At 59.5% G+C, this 19922-nt stretch carries 17 protein-coding genes; 10 read left to right on the top strand and 7 right to left on the bottom strand.

Annotated elements, in window-relative coordinates; translation table 11 throughout:
- From Q1B40_RS09525 to Q1B40_RS09515, 3 genes are all read right to left on the bottom strand, one after another.
- On the bottom strand, positions 1-894 hold the full coding sequence (locus Q1B40_RS09525) for an ABC transporter permease (RefSeq protein ID WP_299813021.1): 894 nt from the start codon (positions 892-894) through the stop codon (positions 1-3).
- A 7-nt stretch (positions 895-901) separates the two neighbouring features.
- A complete protein-coding gene (locus Q1B40_RS09520) occupies positions 902-1843 on the bottom strand; it encodes an ABC transporter permease (RefSeq protein ID WP_299813018.1) in 942 nt (313 codons plus the stop codon).
- A 174-nt stretch (positions 1844-2017) separates the two neighbouring features.
- Positions 2018-3592, bottom strand: a complete 1575-nt coding sequence (locus tag Q1B40_RS09515; protein ID WP_299813015.1) for an ABC transporter substrate-binding protein — start codon at positions 3590-3592, stop codon at positions 2018-2020.
- A 225-nt stretch (positions 3593-3817) separates the two neighbouring features.
- On the opposite strand from Q1B40_RS09515, the gene Q1B40_RS09510 reads away from it, so the two are divergent.
- A complete protein-coding gene (locus Q1B40_RS09510) occupies positions 3818-4828 on the top strand; it encodes a LacI family DNA-binding transcriptional regulator (RefSeq protein WP_299813012.1) in 1011 nt (336 codons plus the stop codon).
- A 325-nt stretch (positions 4829-5153) separates the two neighbouring features.
- The gene (locus Q1B40_RS09505; protein WP_299813009.1) at positions 5154-6968 is read left to right on the top strand and encodes an alpha/beta fold hydrolase; all 1815 of its coding nucleotides are present in this window, start codon (positions 5154-5156) and stop codon (positions 6966-6968) included.
- 40 nt (positions 6969-7008) lie between these two features.
- On the opposite strand, the gene Q1B40_RS09500 is transcribed toward Q1B40_RS09505, so the two are convergent.
- From Q1B40_RS09500 to Q1B40_RS09490, 3 genes are all read right to left on the bottom strand, one after another.
- Positions 7009-7890: a DMT family transporter gene (locus Q1B40_RS09500; RefSeq protein ID WP_299813006.1), complete on the bottom strand. Its 882-nt coding sequence runs from the start codon at positions 7888-7890 to the stop codon at positions 7009-7011.
- A gap of 346 nt (positions 7891-8236) precedes the next feature.
- Positions 8237-8698: an alternative ribosome rescue aminoacyl-tRNA hydrolase ArfB gene (arfB, locus tag Q1B40_RS09495; protein WP_299813003.1), complete on the bottom strand. Its 462-nt coding sequence runs from the start codon at positions 8696-8698 to the stop codon at positions 8237-8239.
- Positions 8695-9375, bottom strand: coding sequence for a TetR family transcriptional regulator C-terminal domain-containing protein (locus Q1B40_RS09490; protein ID WP_299813000.1), 681 nt, complete (start codon positions 9373-9375; stop codon positions 8695-8697). The genes arfB and Q1B40_RS09490 overlap by 4 nt, the downstream gene beginning before the upstream one ends.
- Before the next feature lie 479 nt (positions 9376-9854).
- Here Q1B40_RS09490 and Q1B40_RS09485 point away from each other — a divergent pair, with 479 nt between their 5' ends.
- The 8 genes from Q1B40_RS09485 to mazG all read left to right on the top strand — a co-directional run bounded on the left by Q1B40_RS09485 (position 9855) and on the right by mazG (position 18464).
- Complete coding sequence (locus tag Q1B40_RS09485; RefSeq protein ID WP_299812997.1) at positions 9855-11201, top strand: aspartate aminotransferase family protein; 1347 nt, start codon at positions 9855-9857, stop codon at positions 11199-11201.
- 64 nt (positions 11202-11265) lie between these two features.
- Entirely contained in the window at positions 11266-11553 is a 288-nt protein-coding gene (locus Q1B40_RS09480; RefSeq protein WP_299812994.1) for a cupin domain-containing protein, read from the top strand.
- Between the two features lie 15 nt (positions 11554-11568).
- Positions 11569-12825, top strand: coding sequence for a Zn-dependent hydrolase (locus Q1B40_RS09475; protein ID WP_299812991.1), 1257 nt, complete (start codon positions 11569-11571; stop codon positions 12823-12825).
- A gap of 121 nt (positions 12826-12946) precedes the next feature.
- Positions 12947-14404 (top strand): dihydropyrimidinase, encoded by a 1458-nt coding sequence (gene hydA / locus Q1B40_RS09470; protein ID WP_299812988.1) that lies wholly within the window; start codon positions 12947-12949, stop codon positions 14402-14404.
- A 163-nt stretch (positions 14405-14567) separates the two neighbouring features.
- Positions 14568-15374, top strand: a complete 807-nt coding sequence (locus Q1B40_RS09465; RefSeq protein WP_299814865.1) for an ABC transporter ATP-binding protein — start codon at positions 14568-14570, stop codon at positions 15372-15374.
- Positions 15375-15557: 183 nt separating this feature from the next.
- Entirely contained in the window at positions 15558-16427 is an 870-nt protein-coding gene (locus Q1B40_RS09460; protein WP_299814862.1) for an ABC transporter permease, read from the top strand.
- Positions 16424-17569 (top strand): ABC transporter permease, encoded by a 1146-nt coding sequence (locus Q1B40_RS09455; protein ID WP_299812985.1) that lies wholly within the window; start codon positions 16424-16426, stop codon positions 17567-17569. The genes Q1B40_RS09460 and Q1B40_RS09455 overlap by 4 nt, the downstream gene beginning before the upstream one ends.
- A gap of 73 nt (positions 17570-17642) precedes the next feature.
- A complete protein-coding gene (gene mazG, locus Q1B40_RS09450) occupies positions 17643-18464 on the top strand; it encodes a nucleoside triphosphate pyrophosphohydrolase (RefSeq protein ID WP_299812982.1) in 822 nt (273 codons plus the stop codon).
- An 80-nt stretch (positions 18465-18544) separates the two neighbouring features.
- Here the strand turns inward: mazG and hflX are convergent, their stop codons facing one another.
- A complete protein-coding gene (hflX, locus tag Q1B40_RS09445; RefSeq protein ID WP_299812979.1) occupies positions 18545-19831 on the bottom strand; it encodes a GTPase HflX in 1287 nt (428 codons plus the stop codon).
- Positions 19832-19922 lie beyond the last annotated feature (91 nt).

Genomic DNA, 19922 nt, shown 5'->3' with positions numbered 1-19922 from the left:
TCAGATGCTCCGTGCCATTTTGCGGGGATCGAGCGCATCCGACAGCCTGTCTCCCAGAACATTGGTCACCAGCACGAGAAGCGACAGAAGCACCCCCGGGTAGACCATCAGCATTGGATAGAATTGAAAGAACTTGCGCGCATCGGCCATCATCCCGCCCCAGCTCGGAATGTCAGGAGGTGTCCCCACCCCCAGGAAACTCAGCACTGCGGAGGCGATGATCGCCGAGGCTGCCGCATAGGTTGCCTGCACGATCACCGGCGCGACCGTGTTGGGAAGAATGTGCTTCGTCACAAGCTTCATACCTCCGGTTCCGACCGAAACGGCCGCGTCGACATAGGGCTGTTCGCGCACCGACAGAACCACGGAGCGGACCAGCCGTACCATGCGCGGAATTTCCGGGATGGAAATCGCGATGATCAATGTCGTCAATCCGGGCTGCAGCAGGGCAGCGAGGGCAATGGCGAGCAGAACCGCGGGAATTGCCATCATTGCGTCGATGACCCGCATGACAAGCGCCCCGCCCACCCGGTTCATCCCGGCGAATATCCCGATGGCTACACCGGGAATGGCCGACAGAATGGCGACGCAGACACCGACAGTCAGCGACATGCGCGCACCGTTCATCGCCCGGGCAAAGACATCCCGGCCAAGGTGGTCCGTCCCCCAAAATGCCTCGAAAGACGGTGGCCGGAGGCGTTGCGCGGGATTGATGGCAGTTGGATCGCCGGCGAGGAAAGGCGCCAGGACGGCCATTGCCAGGAAACCGAGCAGGATCAGGGAACAGATCAGGGTCCACGGCTCACGGGCCGCCTCCAGCAGCGCTTCCAGCGTTGGATTGCGCCGTTCGGGAACCGCTGCGTTGGCGTTCAATCGAATGTCTGAATCGCTCACGGCCATCTCAGCCCCTTATCCGCGGATCGATAAACGCATAACTCAGATCGACAAGAAGGTTGATGAAGATGAGAGCTACGGAGAAGAACAGGATGACGCCCTGGATCACCGGATAGTCGCGCCGCGTGACCGCATCGACGGTCAACCGCCCGATGCCGGGTATGTTGAAGACGGATTCCGTCACCACAACGCCGCCGACCAGCGTCGCAAAGCCGATACCGATGACGGTGATGACAGGAACGCCCACGCTCCTGAGTGCATGCACGAACAGGATCCGCGGCGCACCGAGCCCCTTGGCATGTGCCGTGCGGATATAGTTTTCACCCAACGCTTCCAGAACGGAGGCGCGCGTGACCCGGGCGATCAAGGCAGAGAAGACAAAAGCCAGGGCAATTGCGGGAAGCGTGACGCTGTTGAGCGTCGCGATCCAGCCGTCGGCGAGCCATTTGTAGCCTTGCACCGGGAAAAGCCTCAACTTCACGGCAAATAGATACACGAGAAGATAGGCGATCACGAAGACCGGTATGGAGAACCCTGCAACGGCAATCCCCATCGAGATGCGATCGATAATGCTGTTCGCCTTCCAGGCCGAGACGGCGCCGAGCGGCACCGCGACCAGCACGGTCAACAAGAGCGTGACGAAACTGAGGACCAGTGTCGGCTCGATCCTTTGCGCGATCAGTTCCGTCACCGGTTTGCCGGAATAAATGGAGTTGCCAAGGTCAAACCGCAAAGCATTGCCAAGCCAGATGCCGAACTGCTGCACAAGCGGAAGATCCAGATGGAGCCGTGACCTGATTTCAGCAACCTGGGACGGCGTGGCGTTGTCCCCGGCCAGCAGGATAGCCGGATCTCCAGGCGTGATGTGAGCCAGGGAGAATATGAACACTGAAACCAGCAGAAGCGTGGGTATGCCTGCCAGGACACGGGCGGCAGCGTAGCGGATCATCAATTCAATTCCTGAATGGAACCCAAGACCAACCTGATTTTACAGGAAAGCGTATGAAAGCGGAAAATGAGACAAGCACTGGCGTATCGAGACCTTTTCGACAGTCGATTGAACCCAGAAGCCAGATACGGCGTGTCCGGACCGCAGCTTCAGCCGCCGCGGTCCGGCTTCAGCCTAGTGCGTCCGTTCCAGGTTCCAGAAGAAGGGAACCGGCCCGTCGATATAGCCTTTCAGATCCGTTGAGAGACCGACCGAAGGAAACGCCTGGCCAAGCGGGACGTAGCTGACGAGATCATGGGTGATCTCCTGCATTTCAGTCGCCAGCTTCTTGCGCTCTTCCTCGCTCGTTGCGACAGCGAACTGTGTGCGCAGCTCCTGCAGGCGCTCCGAGCAGGCCCAGCCGAACCAGGCATTGTCGCAATCGCCGGACACATAGACATTCGTCATGGGATTGGACTGGTCGACAAACCCCCAACCGGTGAAGAAAACGTTCCAGCCGCCATTCTCGACCGGTTCCTTGCTTGCCCGCCGGGTCGCGACAGTCGCCCAGTCGGTCGGCTGCACATCGACATTGAAACCGGCCTCTTTCAGCATCGGTGCCAGCACCGAATAGAAATTATCCTGTGAAGCAATGTCCGTGACGTGCATGATCAGCACGGGCGTGCCGTCATAACCGGCCTCTTCAAGAAGTTTTCTTGCTGCCTCCGGATCGCGTTTCAACACCCGGTCGGTGTTGATATCGCTCGCGTAGGGCGTGTCGCAGAAAAACACCGCCGCGCATTCCAGATAACTGTCGGTGGCATCACCGAAAGCGGCCTGAAGGAACGGCGTCTGCTCGACGGCGAGCTGCAGGGCATGCCGGATCTTGGGGTTGTCGAATGGCGGGTTGAGGTGGTTCACCACAAGCTGCGCGGAATTGCCGGACTGGCGCGCCGCGACAGTCTTCGCGGTCTCCACGCCGTCGAAAAACATCAGCATGTCGGCCGGAACTTCCTCAATCCAGTCGATTTCACCGGCGATCAGCGCATTGATCGCTGTCGCAGTATCCGGAATATATTGGATCTCCACCTTATCGAAATGGGCGACCTTCCCCCCTGCTGCCAGGCTGGCCGGTTCACCGCGCGGCACATAGTCGTCGAATTTTTCAAAGACGACGATGCTCCCCGGGACCCATTCATCCGGCAGCAGCTTGTAGGGACCGGAACCGATCGGTTCGGTGACCGCCTCACTTGCAGGTTTGGCCGCCTGCTCGGCAGGCATGATGACCGGAACGTTGGACGAGATCTTGCCGAGCGCGTCGAGAACCAGTCCCCAGGGCTCATTGAGTGTAAGAACGATCGTCTTGTCGTCCGTAGCTTCCAGGCTCGCCGTCTTTGAGAACAGAATCTTGCCGAGACCGTCGACGGTTCCCCAGCGCTTGATCGAAGCAACCGCATCCTCGGCCGTCACCGGCGAGCCGTCGTGAAACTTCAGGCCGTCGCGAAGCGTGATGGTATAGACGAGCCCGTCGTCAGAGACGTCGGCTCCCTCGGCCATTTGCGGTTGGACCTTGTAGTCCTCGTCCATCGCAAACAGCGTATCGAACATCAGATACGAGGCATTGCGGATGGTGAAATTGGTCGTTGAGATCGGGTCAAGAACATTGACGTCGCCGTTCATGCGAAGGCGTAACGTTTCTTCGGCCGATGCGGCCTGAGCCGTAACCATAAGCACTGCAAGTCCGACTGCACGGAATAGATGTCGCGGCACTTCACTATCCTCCCTGAAAGTGTCCACAAATCGTTTCGCGCTAACTCCTCCCCCGGTTCGACTGATTAAATCACACCGGCCCATCAGAAACACGAAACGTTACGCATGATACCGTGCAGTTAAACAAATGCAACTCCTTTTCCGGCGACAATCCTTGATAAATCCGTTAGTTTGGGGAAAATAAAGACGCGAACCGTTACGCGTTAACACGATAAACGAGAGAAAATGGCCACCATCCGCGACGTCGCGCGCCTTGCAAACGTTTCCCCAACCACAGTGTCCGCGACACTCACCGGCTCAGCGCCGGTCAGTGAGGAACTCAAGAAGCGTGTCTGGGAGGCCGTCGAGAAGGCCAACTATCGTCCCGACCCATTCGCGCGCAATCTGCGCATGGGTGTCTCGACGACCATCGGCTTCGTCGCGCCGGACATCGCAGCGCCCTGGGTCTCCCATCTCGCCAAGGCAGTCCAGAGATCGGTCGCTGACCGGGGATACAATATGCTTCTGGCCAGCAATGAAGACGATCCCGAACGCGAAATGGCCGATATTGCGCTCATGATCAGTCATCGTGTCGCCGGTCTGATCATTGCCCCCACAAGTCTTGGCGAAGGTTACGCGGAGCGTTTCGCCACCGCCGTTTCCTGCCCCGCCGTGCTTGTCGACCGCGTCGTGGCGCCGGAGAAGTTCGATGCGGTCGCCGACGACAACGACCTCGGCGGCACTCTGGTGGCCGAATATCTCCTGCGCCTCGGCCACAAGCGCGCGGCAATGCTCGTCGGCCGCCCGGGCATCTCGGCCTCCTATGAACGCTTTGACGCCGTGAAGGCCGCCTATGCGAAAGCCGGCCATCCCATGGACGACCGGTTCGTCTGCCACGCGGTGCACACGGCCGATATCGCCTATTCCGAGGTTCAGCGTCTCATGTCGCAGCCCCAACGGCCGACCGTTATCATCTGCATTTCCAATCCGCAGGTGCAGGGAACGATGGCTGGTTTGAAAAACATGGGTTTGAGAGTGCCCGACGACGTTTCTGTCATCAGCTTCGACGGGTTCAACCCGACGGAAGGCTGGGACCCGTCAATCACCTGTCTTGTGCAGGACACGGCAACACTCAGTAACATCGCGGTCGACCGCCTGCTCGCCCGCATGGATGACAAGGACGGTCTGAAAAGCGAGGTTTTCCGCATCCGGCCTCGCATGCGAATCGGGACATCCTGCGCGCCACCGACCGCCTGAAGTCGTGGCTTGAACAGTTTTCCGACGCGCAGGGTAGAAGTGCCAGTCTGAAGTCAGGCAACCTTCATTCCGAACCATCTGAATTCATACCAGGATAGCTGACACAGATGGCAACCGGCGACAGCTGGAATGCAGAAAATCCGTTCGGTTTGATGCCGATCAATATCCCGTCGCCATACCCATCTAATATCCTCTCGAAAAACAAGAGCGCTTGGACTGTCGCCTCGCCGAGAGCGTAGTGCTTCGGATCCCGCTTCCAGCCGTGCCGTCTGGTCGGGCGATCCGGTGCCTGGGGTGATCGTCGCGTCTGTTACCGGAGACCATTGTGAAGAAAGCTGTCCTGCCTGCCCTGCCTGCCACCGCTGTCCATTCGATCATCGAGCGGCAACTGTCTGCAGCGCTCGCGGAAGCGGGGGACCGCGATGACAGGATGTTCCTGATTGCCGACCGCTTCCATCATGCTGCGCTCGCTGCCATGACACTCGGGATTTCGCCGATCAGCCTCCTGCAGGCCTGGCAGGACTGGATGCTGCATCTGGGTATCTCTCCCGGCAAGCAGCAGCAGATCCTGAGGCAACTTGGCCGAAAGCAGATCCGGCTCGGCAAGTATGTCATGGATTGCGCGCTGAACGGCGAGGAGACAGATTGCTGCATTCAGCCACCGCCCCATGACCATCGTTTCAAGTCTCCGGCCTGGAAGAAATTCCCCTTCAATATCTACGCGCAGTCTTTTCTGCTGACCGAGCAATGGTGGCATGAAGCGGCCATGGGTGTGAGCGGCGTCACAGCCCAGCATGAAAGGCTTGTCGAGTTCTACACCCGGCAATTTCTGGACGTGTTCTCACCTGCCAATTTCGCGCTCACCAATCCGGATGTGATCGAGGCGACGTTCCGGGAAGGCGGCGCCAATTTTCTGCGCGGCCTGGGCTACATGCTGAGCGACGCGATGAAGGCCGCTCAACCCCAGCAAGAGGATACAGCGTTCAAACCCGGCGTGAATGTCGCGATCACCCCGGGAGAAGTGGTCTATCGCAACGACATCATCGAGCTCATTCAGTATACCCCGACAACGGACACCGTTCAGGCGGAAGCTCTTCTGATCGTTCCCGCCTGGATCATGAAATATTACATTCTCGACCTTTCACCGGAAAATTCGCTCATCCGCTATCTGGTTGCACAAGGCTTCACGGTGTTCTGCATATCCTGGATCAACCCGGACGAGAGCCACCGGGATGTCAGCCTGGAAGACTATATCGACCGCGGCGTCATGACGGCACTTGATGCGGTTGAAGCGATTACCGGATCCGAAAAAATCCATGCCGCCGGGTATTGCCTCGGAGGGACATTGCTGGCGATGGCCACTGCAGCGATGGCACGCGACGGGGACGACCGCATCCGGAGCCAGACCATGCTCGCCGCCCAGGTAGACTTCGACGAGCCGGGCGAACTCGGCCTGTTCATGGACGAGAGCCAGCTTTCCTTCATCGAGGACGTGATGTGGCTGAAAGGGTATCTGGATCAATGGCAGATGGCCGGAGCCTTCCAGATGCTGCGCTCACAGGATCTGATCTGGTCTCGCATGGTGCTGGAATACCTCTTGGGCCAGCGCCCTGGCACCAACGATCTGATGGCGTGGAACGCGGATGCCACCCGCATGCCCTACCGGATGCATTCGGACTACCTGCGCCAGCTCTACCTCAACAATGATCTCTCCCAGGGACGCTACAAGGTTGGCGGTCACGATGTCCATCTTGAGGACATCCGCGTTCCCGTTTTCGCAGTCGGCACCACGACCGACCATGTCGCGCCGTGGAAATCGGTCTTCAAGCTGGTGCATCTGTTCGACACGGACGTCGATTTCATCCTGACCTCCGGCGGACACAATGCCGGCATCGTTTCCGAGCCAGGTCATCCGCACCGCAGCTATCGCAAGCTCTTTTACAAGCACGGCGGCCCGCATCCGAATGCGGACGATTGGGCGGAGCAGGCAGAGGTCACGGACGGCTCCTGGTGGCCGCAATGGAGCGACTGGCTGACACGGCAGTCCTCGGGAACCGTACCGGCCCGGGCCGTGGGCAATCCTGAGCGTGGTTATCCTCTGCTTTGCAAAGCTCCCGGCACCTACGTGAAAATAAAGTGAGACCGCGTTCAAGATAGCCGCGCGGCAACCGCGGCCCGGTTCAGGTCTCCAGCATTCGCTCACGCAGAACGATGAAGAGACCGCTCAAGATGATGACCCCGGCGCCGATATAGGTGGCCAGATCGGGGATTTCGTTCCAGATCAGCCAACCGAGCACCGACGCCCAGATCAAGCCGCTGTAGTCGAAAGGCGCCACAACAGCCGCCGGGGCAAAGCGAAAGGCTTGGGTCATCATGGTGATGCCCGCCGTGCCGAACAGCGCAATGGCGAAAAACAGCCAGGCATCCTCGAGCCTGAGGTCGACCCAGACGAATGGAACCAGCACCGCACTGAGCAGGCCTCCTGCACCGACAAGATAGACCATCAGCGTCCAGACGCTTTCACGCGGATCGACCCAACGGGCGCTGATCATCAGGAATGCGTACAGGACCGCGGTTCCCACCGGATACAGTGATGCAGTCTGGAAAGTTCCCGTTCCGGGACGCACGATAATCAGCACACCCACAAAACCGACAACGACGGCGAACCAGCGTCGCCATCCCACCTGTTCACGCAGCAGAACGGCGGAGAGCGCTGTCATGAAAATCGGAGCGGCGAAGATAAGCGCGGTGGCTTCGGCAAGTTCGAGAAGACTGAGGCCGGTAAAAAAGAGCGTCGCGGCGCCAAGCCAGAGAACGCCGCGCAGCAGATGCGCCGCCGGCCGGTAGGAACGCAGCGCCGGCGGTCCACCCATCTTCAATGCAATCAGTATCGCGATGGGCAAGGCGATCAAATTGCGCACAAAGAGGATCTGTATCGGGTGATATCCCGCGGTCAATGTCTTGGCGATGGCATCATTGACACACAGACAGGCAACGCCTGCACACATCAATAAAATACCTGTGCTCACCTGGGACCGCACGCCTGCGGAAGCTGAAATCATGGGTCTCTTCCTGGAGCATCCTGAGTTCGATTGACCGCACAGAAGTTGAGCTGACGCTTCAAAAATCGGTCATTATTCTCACCCTTGATCACGTTCGATCGAGAGTCTTCAATGCAGGTAATGGCCTGCACCTAATCACCGGAACCGGCCCGCCACAAGCGGCCAGAACTTCATTTGCGTTCGCTGTCCAAGCTGAGGAGCGATACCCGCATCGATGAAACATCGTGTGAGCGCTGTCGCGTTATGATCGAACGGCCGTTTCGAGCGCGGTTCCGGGTGCGCTGGGCTAAGATCGCCAGGACATAGGCTGCTCAGGGCCGTCTGGAGCGTGCGGCTCCAGAATTCGTCAATCGGTCATCTGTCCGGAACGGCCACGCATCTTCTTGATCTGGCCGCGTTGTTTCTTGGATTCCAGCCGCCGTTTTTTGGAGCCCAGGGTGGGTCTGGTGGCCTTGCGCGGCTTCGGTCTTTCCGATGCTTTCCGCAGCAATTCCAGAAGCCGTTCCAGAGCGTCTTCCCTGTTGCGCTCGCGTGTTCTGTGCCTGTCCGCCTGAAGCAGGATCTCTCCATTCAGTGTCAGACGGCTGCCGGCAAGCTTCGCAGCGCGAGACTTGACATCCGCCGGAAGCGTTTCGTTGCCCTCCAGATCGAAGCGCAGCTGGACCGCGGTCGAAACCTTGTTGACGTTCTGACCGCCCGGCCCGGAAGCCCTGACAAATTCCTCGGACAGATCGTCTCGTGAAATATAAAGCTGTCCCGTGACCGGAATCCGGGAGGAAATCTTGAAATCGGACGGTTCGTCCGTCATGCGCCCGGATCGCCTTCCCGCGGCCATTTCAGGCCGGCGCCGTTCAGGATCAGCGAGGTCACGGCGGCCACGGTTGACTGGTGAAAGTCCGGATCGCTCAGATCCGTCCCCGTCAGCGCCCTGATCTGAACCGAGAAATCCGCGTAATGCTGTGTCGTCGCCCAGATGGTGAAAATCAGATGAACCGGATCAACCGCGTCCATTCTTCCGGCTTCGATCCAGTCCTTGATGACCTGGCTTTTTTCCAGAACAAGGCGTTTCAGATCCGTTTGCAGAACGGGCAGGATCTGCGGCGCGCCCTGCATGACTTCATTGGCAAACAGCCGCGAGGCTTCCGGAAATTCCGCCGACAATTCGATCTTCTGACGAATGTAGGCGGCAAGTTCATCCGCCGGATCACCAAGCGGATCGAGTGTTTTGAGAGGCGTCAGCCAGATCTCCAGAATATGGGCAAGCGTCGCGTTATAGATCGATTCCTTGGAAGAAAAATAATACAGCAAATTCGATTTCGACATGCCGGCTTCGGCAGCAATGCGCTCAACCGTTGCGCCAGAAAATCCTTTTTTTGAAAATTCACCCAGTGCGGCTTCGAGAATCAGCGACCGGTTCTTTTCCTGTATTCTGCTCAGTCCGACTTGCTTGGGTGATGCAGGCGATTGCCCGCTGAGACATGTCATCAGTAAGTCCACTTCCCCGGCGGCGTACCGCCCTTCCCTTGCCGGTTTTCCGGGACTGAACACCCCGTGATCGGCGGTTTCTGGCCGGTCTCAACCCACTCCGCAGGACAATGACCAGAAATTAGCCATGTCGAACGGATTTGCATCTTGACCATTTGGTCAAATCACACCTAGGGTAAATTGACCAGGTGGCCGGAAGGCTAGACGATCCGAAAAGGCCCTGCAATGGGGATGTCTTGTAGGAAAGTCCGGTTACAGTCATCATAAGGAAACCCGGAAAAACCGGGACGGGCCCACAGGCCATCCAGAGACAGTCGGCGGTGACAAAAGGCAAAAGCCTGCGTGAAATCGCCGGGAACAGACGTGGGGAGAGGATTTGAGCTGCCGCACCGCCCTGACGAGAGCGGAGGCTGCGCCATGCCCTCTTTTTCCTGCAGAAACCGAAAGCCGGCCCCACCAAGAGGCCGCAAGGAGGACATATGTCAGCACCGGCATCTCCGGCAGCACAGAGCCAGGCTGCAACCAACAATCTCGAAGCCTTCTGGATGCCGTTCACGGCCAATCGCCAGTTCAAGCAGGCTCCCCGGATGTTTGTCGCGGCCAAGGACATGCATTACACGACTTCGGACGGACGCCAGGTCCTCGACGGTACGGCCGGATTGTGGTGCTGCAATGCCGGTCATTCCCGCCCGAAGGTGGTGGAAGCCGTGCAGCGGCAGATAGCCGAACTCGACTATGCGCCGGCCTTCCAGATGGGGCACCCCAAGGCCTTTGAACTGGCCGCCCGTCTTGCGGCCATGACGCCCTCGCCCCTTGACCATGTCTTCTTCACCAATTCCGGGTCGGAAAGTGTCGATACCGCGCTGAAAATCGCGCTCGCCTACCAGCGCGCCATAGGCCAGGGCACACGCACACGGCTGATCGGCCGTGAGCGGGGCTATCACGGCGTCGGCTTCGGCGGCATTTCGGTCGGCGGCATCGTCTCCAACCGCAAGACTTTCGGCACCATGCTCACCGGCGTCGACCACATGCGCCACACCCACGATCCCGAGCGCAACGCCTTCACGCGCGGCATTCCGGAAAACGGCGCGGAATATGTCGAAGACCTGATCCGCATCATCCAGCTGCATGACCCGTCCACGATTGCCGCGGTCATCGTCGAGCCCGTGGCAGGGTCGACCGGTGTCCTGATCCCGCCGAAGGGCTATCTGGAACGCCTGCGCGAGATCTGTACACAGCACGGCATCCTGCTGATCTTCGACGAGGTCATCACCGGTTTCGGCAGGCTCGGCGCACCTTTCGCGACGGATTTCTTCGGTGTGACCCCGGATCTGATCACCACCGCCAAAGGCTTGACATCCGGTGTCATCCCGATGGGCGCGGTCTTCTGCTCGGCCGATATCTACAATGCGTTCATGACCGGGCCGGAGCACATGATCGAGCTGTTCCACGGCTACACCTACTCGGCTCACCCGCTCGCCTGCGCCGCAGCGCTCGCCACGCTCGACACCTATGAGGAAGAGGGTCTTCTGACCCGCGCCGCCGACCTGGCGCAATACTGGGAAGACGGCCTGCACTCCCTGAAGGATTGCCCCAATGTCATCGACATCCGCAATCTGGGCCTGATCGGCGCGATCGAGTTGTCGCCAATCGCGGGTGAACCGACCAAACGGGCCTTCTCGGCCTTCCTGAAGGCCTATGACGACGGCCTGCTGATCCGCACGACGGGCGACATCATTGCCCTGTCGCCGCCGCTGATCATCTCGAAGGACCAGATCGACGAACTATTCGGCAAACTGCGCGATGTGCTGCACGCCATCGACTGACGGCAGACACGCCGCGCATGTTACGCACTCACCGCGATAGTATCCTTCCATGGAGCGAAATCTGATGAGCAGACAAAAGGCCACCGCCAGCCAGCTTATCGATGACGACAGGGTCAGGGTCACCCGGTTCGACTTCGCACCAGGCGCTGAAACCGGCTGGCACCGGCACGCGATGGATTACGTCATCACTGCCCTGACCGAATGCCGGATGACACTCGAGGAAGCAAATGGCGAAACGCGTGACGTTGTCGTCCCAGCCGGAACCGTTTACCGCCGGGACGAGGGCGTGGAACACAATGTGATCAACGGCGGGGACATCCCCATGTCCTTTGTCGAAATCGAACTGAAGTAACAGGAAGGTAAGCCAATGGCAGCTCCGGGCGAAAATCTGAGAATCAATGCTGACCGGCTTTGGGACAGCCTGATGGAAATGGCCAAGATCGGCCCGGGCGTTGCCGGTGGCAATAACCGTCAGACGTTGACGGACGCCGATTCCGAAGGCCGCAAGCTTTTCCAGAAATGGTGTGAGGACGCAGGCCTTTCCATGGCTGTCGATTCCATGGGCAACATGTTCATGACCCGCCCTGGCACCGATCCGGACGCCCTGCCCGTCTATGTGGGTTCCCACCTCGATACTCAGCCGACTGGCGGCAAATATGACGGCGTTCTTGGCGTTCTCGGCGGACTGGAGATGGTCCGGACGATGAACGATCTCGGCATCAAGACCAAACACCCGATCGTGGTCACCAACTGGACGAACGAGGAAGGCACACGTTTTGCGCCGGCCATGCTGGCTTCCGGCGTCTTTGCCGGTGTCCATACCCAGGACTGGGCCTATGAGCGTGAAGATGCCGAAGGCAAGACATTCGGCGACGAACTGAAACGCATCGGCTGGGTCGGCGACGAGGAAGTCGGCGCCCGCAAGAACAAGATGCATGCCCTGTTCGAGCTCCACATCGAACAGGGACCGATCCTGGAAGCCGAAGGCAAGGAAATCGGTGTCGTTACACACGGCCAGGGCCTGTCCTGGACGCAGGTCACGGTAACCGGCAAGGACAGCCACACCGGCTCCACGCCAATGCCAATGCGCAAGAATGCCGGCCTTGCCATGGCCCGCATTCTGGAACTGGTCGACGAGATCGCCTGGTCGCATGCCCCTCATGCCGTGGGTGCTGCCGGTCACATCGACGTCTATCCGAATTCGCGCAACGTGATTCCCGGCAAGACTGTCTTCACCATCGACTTCCGCTCCCCGGACATCACCGTGATCAAGGACATGGAAGACAGGCTGAAGGCCGGCGGCAAGAAGATCTGCGACGACATGGGGCTTGAAGTCGAATTCGAAAAGGTCGGTGGTTTCGACCCGGTGGAATTCGACAAGACTTGCGTCGAAGCGGTTCGAAATGCCGCCGAGCGCCTCGGGTATTCCCACCGGGATCTCATTTCCGGCGCCGGTCACGATGCCTGCTGGGTCAACAAGGTCGCCCCGACGGCGATGATCATGTGCCCCTGCGTCGATGGTCTGTCACATAACGAGGCCGAAGAGATTTCCAGAGACTGGGCCAAGGCCGGAGCAGACGTATTGTTCCATGCGGTGGTCGAGACGGCGGTGATCGTGGAATGAGGAAACTCGTGTGAACTGGTCCCGGCTCGGGTCCGGGACAGCGCAGAAGTAAACGGTTGCCGTCCCTGACCTGATCCGGGACCTGAGCCGGAACAAACAACGAAAAACGAGGGAAACAGCAATGGCGAGCAAAGTGATCAAGGGCGGCACGGTTGTTACCGCCGACCTTTCTTACGAAGCCGATGTGAAGATCGAGGACGGCAGGATTGTCGAAATCGGCCCGAACCTGTCCGGTGACGAGACGCTGGACGCGACCGGTTGTTACATCATGCCGGGCGGCATCGATCCGCACACCCATCTGGAAATGCCCTTCATGGGCACCTTCTCCTCCGACAACTTCGATTCAGGCACACGCGCGGCGCTCGCCGGCGGCACCACCATGGTGGTCGATTTCGCCCTGCCCTCTCCCGGTCAGTCACTGCTGGAAGCGCTGCAGATGTGGGACAACAAGTCCTCCATGGCGCATTGCGACTATTCCTTCCACATGGCGATCACCTGGTGGGGCGAGCAGGTTTTCAACGACATGCAGACCGTGGTTCAGGAACGCGGCATCAACACCTTCAAGCACTTCATGGCCTACAAGGGCGCCTTGATGGTCAATGACGACGAGATGTTCGCTTCCTTCTCGCGCTGTGCGGAACTCGGCGCCCTGCCGCTGGTCCACGCGGAAAATGGCGATGTCGTCGCGACCCTGCAGCAGAAACTGCTGGCGGAAGGCAACAACGGTCCTGAGGCGCATGCCTATTCCCGTCCGCCGGAAGTGGAAGGCGAAGCCACCAACCGGGCCATCATGATCGCCGACATGGCCGGCGTGCCGGTCTATATCGTTCACACCTCGTCCGAACAGGCCCATGAGGCCATCCGCCGGGCACGCCAGAACGGCATCCGCGCCTATGGAGAACCGCTGATCCAGCACCTGACGCTGGACGACAGCGAATACAGGCACTCCGACTGGGATCATGCCGCCCGCCGGGTCATGTCGCCGCCCTTCCGCGACAAGAAGCACCAGGACAGCCTCTGGGCCGGTCTTGCCTCCGGCTCGCTGCAAGTGGTCGCGACCGATCACTGCGCCTTCTCCACCGACCAGAAGCGCACCGGTGTCGGCGATTTCACCAAGATCCCGAACGGCACCGGCGGGCTTGAAGACCGCATGCCGATGCTGTGGACCTATGGTGTCGGCACCGGCCGCCTGACGCCGAACGAGTTCGTGGCCGTCACGTCGACCAACATTGCCAAGATCCTCAACGTCTATCCCAAAAAGGGCGCCATTCTGGTCGGAGCGGATGCGGATCTCGTCGTTTGGGACCCGGAAAAGGAAAAGACCATTTCCGCCTCCAGCCAGCAGTCGGCCATCGACTACAACGTCTTCGAGGGCAAGAAGGTCAAGGGCCTTCCGCGCTATACGCTCACCCGTGGACGCGTTGCCGTGGAAGACGGAACGGTCAACCCCGAACAGGGTCATGGCGAATTCGTTTCCCGCAAGCCTTTCCAGGCAGTCAACAAGGCGCTCAGCACCTGGAAGGAACTGACCGCGCCGCGAAAGGTGGAACGCAGCGGCATTCCCGCCAGCGGCGTATAGGAACAGGCCTCCCCATTTCGGGGAGGCGCATTTCCGTGAACCTTGCTTACGGGTTTGAACCGCGCCGAGGCATGCAAATCCGAGTATACTCGGCGCTGAAGAACAACATTCGACTTGGCCCAGGAAACACATGACCGCACTTGCCGGCGCAAAGGACACCGAGATGGTGGATAACCACAAAAGCGCAAGCCCGGACCGGGTGATCGATATTGAGAAGCTGTCCCTCACCTTTGAGACCGGGGACGGTCCGGTGCATGCTCTTTCCGATATCGACCTGAAGATCGAACAGGGAGATTTCGTCTCCTTCATCGGCCCTTCGGGTTGTGGCAAGACCACGCTGCTCAGGGTCATCGCCGATCTGGAAAAGCCCACCGCTGGGTCGATCACCGTCAACGGCGTCTCCCCGGAGGAAGCCCGGCTCAATCGCGCCTATGGATATGTCTTTCAGGCGGCCGCGCTGTACTCCTGGCGGACGATTGCCAACAATGTGGCCCTGCCGCTGGAAATAATGGGACTTTCCAGATCCGAGCGCCAGGAACGCATTGCCAGAAACCTGGAACTGGTGAACCTTACCGGCTTTGAAAAGAAATATCCCTGGCAGCTTTCCGGCGGCATGCAGCAGCGTGCCTCGATCGCCCGGGCCCTTGCCGTCGAGCCGGATCTCCTGTTGATGGACGAGCCCTTCGGTGCGCTCGACGAAATCGTTCGCGACCATCTTAACGAACAGCTGCTTCAGCTCTGGGCGAAGACCAGCAAGACCGTCGCCTTCGTCACCCACTCCATTCCCGAAGCGGTGTTCCTTTCCACCAAGATCGTCGTCCTGTGCCCGCGTCCGGGCCGGATCTATGACGTCATCGAAAGCGACCTGCCGCGCGAGCGCACGCTCGACATTCGCGAGAGCCCGGAGTTTCTCAAGATCGCCCACCGTGTGCGGGAAGGATTGAAAGCGGGGCATTCCTATGAGGATTGAACGTTGCCAGCCTTGCTCTCCCCAGCCGAGCTCTGCTTCCTCTGTTGAACTGGAGACATTCGACCTCGGAAGTTCCCTGGGATTGGATCTCACGATCGAGCCCCGGCGTGACCAGGGGTACATGGACGCATGACTTCGACCGCCCTCGCCCCAAGCCGCAGTCTGAACCCTTTTGCCGGCCTCATGTCCGGGACGACCGGACCGGTGATCGTCGTCGTCCTCGCAATCATCGGCGCCTGGTATATTGGCGCTGTTGCGCTGAACACGCCGTTCCAGCTCGACACTTATGAACGCGCGGACCGGACCAATGTCCCTTTCAGTGAACTTGTGTCCGATACGCTCGCGCAGGAACGGCCCGTGCTGCCCGCTCCGCATCAGATCGCCGTTGAGATCTGGGAGACGACCGTCGAGAAGAAAATCACCTCCAAACGCTCGTTGATCTATCATTCGGGCATCACGCTTTCCTCTGCCCTGTTGGGTTTTCTCATCGGCACGACGCTCGGCATTCTCCTTGCCGTCGGGATCATCCATTCCCGTGTCCTGGAAAAATCCCTGATGCCGTGGATCATCGCGTCGCAGACAATTCCGATCCTTGCCATTGCACCGATGATCATCGTTGTTCTCAACGCTGTCGGCATATCCGGGCTGTTGCCCAAGGCGATGATCTCGACCTATCTGTCCTTCTTCCCGGTTGCAGTCGGGATGGTGAAAGGTCTGCGCTCACCGGAAGTGATCGACATGGACCTCATGCACACCTATTCGGCGACCCGCGTTCAGACTCTCTGGAAGCTGCGCCTGCCCTACGCCGTGCCGTATCTGTTCACCTCCATGAAGATCGGCATGGCAGCCTCCCTTGTCGGCGCAATCGTTGGCGAATTGCCGACCGGAGCCGTTGCCGGGCTCGGGGCACGTCTTCTGTCGGGGTCGTATTACGGCCAGACACTGCAAATCTGGTCCGCCCTGATCATGGCCGCGTTTCTGGCAGGCTCTCTGGTCGCGCTGATCGGGCTGGTTGAAAAACTTGCGTTGAAACGCATGGGGATGACGCGATGAGCACCCGAATCCTTTCCAAAAGCCGGCTGGATATCTCCGCCCTGCTTGCCTGGCTCGTCGTCGCACTGGTGATCGTCGGGCTGTTCAGCACGATTTTCACCCCCGATATCGGCGTGATGGACGCGCCACGTCTTGCGCTTTGCCTGGTCCTCCTGGCCATCGCCGCCGTCCGCTATGAACTCGGTTTCATGCGCAATCGTTTCGGAGATGTCATGCTCGGGCTGGTCACGGCCTTCGCAACCTGGCTGCTCATAGATACAGTATCGAACCATCCGGGAGACGCCGCACTCGGTTTCTGGGCTCTGACGGCCGCCGCTTGGGCCTCCGCCTGGTTGTTCGTTGAACGTCTTGCCTCCTGGCAGATTGCGTCCAAAACCGCGTCAAGGCTCACCAACCTTGCCATTCCCGCCCTCTTCGGCATCACCCTGCTGGTCCTCTGGCAGATCATTGTCACAGGTGCGGGGGTTCCCAAGGTTCTGCTGCCCGCGCCAACCGAAATCTGGCTGCGCCTGATTAACTCCGTACCGACCCTGTGGGCAGATTTCCGCCAGACGTTCCTGAAAGCGGTACTCGCGGGGTATGCCATCGGCTGCGGCTCGGCGTTCCTGACAGCCGTACTCGTCGACCGGGTGCCGTTCCTGCGCCGCGGCCTGCTGCCCATCGGCAATCTGGTCTCCGCGCTGCCGATCATCGGCGTTGCCCCGATCATGGTCATGTGGTTCGGCTTCGACTGGCCGTCAAAGGCTGCCGTCGTCATCATCATGACCTTCTTCCCGATGCTGGTGAACACGGTCTCCGGTCTCGCCGCTTCGGACCCGATGCAGCGCGATCTGATGCGCACTTATGCCTCCGGATACTGGCAGACGCTGATCAAGATGCGTTTGCCGATGGCCATGCCCTTCATTTTCAACGCTCTGAAGATCAACTCCACCCTTGCCATGATCGGCGCGATCGTGGCCGAATTCTTCGGCACACCGACCGTCGGCATGGGCTTTCGCATATCCACGGAGGTCGGCCGCATGAATGTCGACATGGTCTGGGCGGAAATTGCCGTCGCCGCTCTGGCCGGATCGCTCTTCTACGGCCTCATCGCACTCATTGAACGCGCCGTGACCTTCTGGCACCCGTCGGTCAGAGGATAGCTCTCCACGCTTGCCATGACCGAGCCCTATCGAGTACCCGTGTAGCGCCAGCAAAAACATCCAAGGCCTGCCCATGACCCCCAGTCGCGACATTTCCCGCCTCATCGAGATCATGGCGGCGCTCAGGACGCCCGTGAGCGGCTGCCCCTGGGATCTGGAGCAAACCTTTGCGACGATTGCGCCCTATACGCTTGAAGAAGCCTACGAAGTGGCCGACGCCATCGCCAAGAACGATCTTCTGGAACTGCGCGAGGAACTCGGCGACCTGCTGCTCCAGGTGGTCTATCACGCCCGCATGGCGCAGGAAGAAGAGCAATTCGATTTCGGCGATGTGGTTGAGGCTATTACGAAAAAGATGATCCGGCGGCATCCGCATGTTTTCGGCGATGAAAACGGCGACAAGCCGGAACTGGTCAAGGGGATCTGGGAGCGGATCAAGGCGGAAGAGCGCGCTGAAAAAAGGTCCGAACGGGAATCGCTGGGGCTGGCCGAACCGGAAAAAGGCTTTCTCGACGACGTGCCAAGCGCCTTCCCCGCCCTTCAGGAGGCAGACAAGCTGCAGAGGCGCGCCTCAAGGGTCGGCTTCGACTGGAACGACGCTCGCCTGGTTCTCGAAAAGATCCGCGAGGAAACTCACGAGCTTGACGAAGAGCTTGCCAAGAGCGACCCGGACAAGGACCGCATCACCGACGAACTCGGCGACACATTCTTTGCTCTCGCCAATCTTGCCCGGCATCTCGACATCGACCCGGAAGAGGCCCTGCGCCGGACAAACCGCAAGTTCCGCAAGCGCTTCGCCGCCATCGAAGACCACGCCGCGAAATCGGACACGACACTGGAGGCGATGACGCTCGACGAGATGGAGGCCGCCTGGCAGGCTGCCAAGGGGAAATAGGATTCCGGATAAAGTCTCTGATTTTTCCGGAATCCCGCCCTTATACCAACCGCAGTTGATATTAGTGGAACGAAGGATGCCTAATCAACGATATAGGCACCGAACGTATCGCGGAACGGCCCACGCTGCTTGTCGGTGACACGCACCTCGACTGTGACGAAATCCTCGGCATCGGTACGTTCCAGCACCTCCGCCATCTGGTAGAGCTTCGCCAGCAACGCCCCTTCGGCGACCGGGATTTTCAGCGACAGCATATCATCATGCTGCGCCATGAAGGCATCGATCCGGGTCAGGAGACTGTCAACGCCTTCTCCGGTCAGGGCAGACAGGGCGATCGGTCCTTCCTCGCCTGCATCCTCCAGCAATTTCTGCCGGTATGCGGGATCGAGACAGTCGATCTTGTTCCAGACCTCGACGACCGGTGCCCCGGTAATGGCGTCCACTCCCAGATCGCGCAGCGTCTTCTTGACGTCTTCTGCCTGTGCATCCGTGTCGGCGTGAGAGATGTCACGCACGTGCAGGATCAGATCTGCTTCCAGCACTTCTTCCAGCGTCGCCCGGAACGCTGCGACCAGATGGGTCGGCAGATCGGAGATGAACCCGACGGTATCCGAAACGATCACTTCCCTGCCATGTGGCAGAGAAACCTTGCGCAATGTCGGATCGAGCGTCGCAAACAACAGATCCTTGGCAAAGACATCGGCTTCCGTCAGCCGGTTGAAAAGCGTCGATTTGCCGGCGTTGGTATAGCCGACAAGCGCCACCACCGGCTGGGGTATCTTCTTGCGTTTCTTGCGGTGAAGATCACGGGTGCGGCGCACGCTCTGCAATTGTTTCTGCAGGGCAATGATGCGGTCCTGGATCTGCCGGCGGTCGGCCTCGATCTGGGTTTCACCGGGGCCACCCATGAAGCCGGCACCGCCGCGCTGGCGTTCCAGGTGGGTCCAGGATCGGACGAGACGGCTCTTTTGCCAGCTCAGATGAGCCAGATCGACCTGCAGACGGCCTTCCTTGGTACGCGCGCGGTCACCGAAAATTTCCAGAATGAGACCCGTGCGGTCGATCACCTTGGTTTTCAGGCGGCGTTCAAGGTTACGCTGCTGAACCGGCGAAAGAGGATGATCGATAACGACCAGATCCAGATCCTCGCTGGCAACAATGCCGGCGAATTCTGCAACCTTGCCTTCTCCGAACAAGGTCGCCGGTTTGGGATTGCTGATCCGCACGATGCCCGAGTGGACGATATTGAGATTGATGGCCGCGCTGAGGCCGATGGCTTCCTCGAGGCGCGCCTCGGGGCTCCTGTTGGACCGCAGATCATGCTGACTGCCTTCGCCGCGCAATTGCAGCACGGGCTCCAGTATCATGGCACGAAAAGGCTGAGGAAGCCGGTCTACTCCGGTTTCCTTAAGCCTTAGCGAGGTCTGTCCTGGTTCTTCGGAACCATTTGATTTTGAA

Source organism: uncultured Roseibium sp. (genome assembly GCF_947496995.1).
In the GTDB taxonomy this organism is placed as follows: domain Bacteria; phylum Pseudomonadota; class Alphaproteobacteria; order Rhizobiales; family Stappiaceae; genus Roseibium.
Note: the sequence above shows the minus strand (reverse complement) of the source record. Positions and strands in the feature narration are given on the sequence as shown.

Excerpts from the sequence above, each read along its gene's own strand:
- Q1B40_RS09520 (WP_299813018.1), bottom strand. The coding sequence starts at position 1,843 with ATGATCCGCTACGCTGCCGCCCGTGTCCTGGCAGGCATACCCACGCTT.
- Q1B40_RS09510 (WP_299813012.1), top strand. The coding sequence starts at position 3,818 with ATGGCCACCATCCGCGACGTCGCGCGCCTTGCAAACGTTTCCCCAACC.
- Q1B40_RS09500 (WP_299813006.1), bottom strand. The coding sequence starts at position 7,890 with ATGATTTCAGCTTCCGCAGGCGTGCGGTCCCAGGTGAGCACAGGTATT.
- arfB (WP_299813003.1), bottom strand. The coding sequence starts at position 8,698 with ATGACGGACGAACCGTCCGATTTCAAGATTTCCTCCCGGATTCCGGTC.
- Q1B40_RS09490 (WP_299813000.1), bottom strand. The coding sequence starts at position 9,375 with ATGACATGTCTCAGCGGGCAATCGCCTGCATCACCCAAGCAAGTCGGA.
- Q1B40_RS09485 (WP_299812997.1), top strand. The coding sequence starts at position 9,855 with ATGTCAGCACCGGCATCTCCGGCAGCACAGAGCCAGGCTGCAACCAAC.
- Q1B40_RS09480 (WP_299812994.1), top strand. The coding sequence starts at position 11,266 with ATGAGCAGACAAAAGGCCACCGCCAGCCAGCTTATCGATGACGACAGG.
- Q1B40_RS09475 (WP_299812991.1), top strand. The coding sequence starts at position 11,569 with ATGGCAGCTCCGGGCGAAAATCTGAGAATCAATGCTGACCGGCTTTGG.
- hydA (WP_299812988.1), top strand. The coding sequence starts at position 12,947 with ATGGCGAGCAAAGTGATCAAGGGCGGCACGGTTGTTACCGCCGACCTT.
- Q1B40_RS09465 (WP_299814865.1), top strand. The coding sequence starts at position 14,568 with ATGGTGGATAACCACAAAAGCGCAAGCCCGGACCGGGTGATCGATATT.
- Q1B40_RS09460 (WP_299814862.1), top strand. The coding sequence starts at position 15,558 with ATGTCCGGGACGACCGGACCGGTGATCGTCGTCGTCCTCGCAATCATC.
- Q1B40_RS09455 (WP_299812985.1), top strand. The coding sequence starts at position 16,424 with ATGAGCACCCGAATCCTTTCCAAAAGCCGGCTGGATATCTCCGCCCTG.
- mazG (WP_299812982.1), top strand. The coding sequence starts at position 17,643 with ATGACCCCCAGTCGCGACATTTCCCGCCTCATCGAGATCATGGCGGCG.
- hflX (WP_299812979.1), bottom strand. The coding sequence starts at position 19,831 with ATGATACTGGAGCCCGTGCTGCAATTGCGCGGCGAAGGCAGTCAGCAT.